Below are 403 nucleotides of genomic sequence, written 5' to 3'. Positions count from 1 at the left end.
CATTGCCTTTTACGGCAACTTCAACCTGGACATGGATAGATCACCCGGTTTCGGGTCTACTCCGACTGACTATGCGCCCTATTCAGACTTGGTTTCCCTTCGGCTCCGGACCTTTAGTCCTTAACCTCGCCAGCCAGCGTAACTCGCCGGACCGTTCTACAAAAAGTACGCGGTTCCACATATAAAGTGGTTCCACAGCTTGTAAACATATGGTTTCAGGTTCTGTTTCACTCCCCTCCCGGGGTCCTTTTCACCGTTCCTTCACAGTACTATGCGCTATCGGTCACTAAGGAGTATTTAGCCTTACGGGGTGGTCCCCGCATGTTCAGTCAAGGTTCCACGTGTCTCGACCTACTCTGGATACCGCCATGTCAACTCATCTTTCGCTTACGGGGCTTTCACC

The 403-nt window shown here is 51.6% G+C and carries 1 rRNA gene; it reads right to left on the bottom strand.

The features are described from left to right. Positions 1-403: ribosomal RNA gene (locus PZH32_RS11575) — 23S ribosomal RNA — on the bottom strand; the annotation flags it as partial.

The organism is Adlercreutzia equolifaciens, from assembly GCF_029076695.1.
GTDB lineage: Bacteria > Actinomycetota > Coriobacteriia > Coriobacteriales > Eggerthellaceae > Adlercreutzia > Adlercreutzia equolifaciens_A.
The sequence above is the reverse complement of the archived record's forward strand: the minus strand, read 5'-3'. Positions and strand labels throughout refer to the sequence as shown.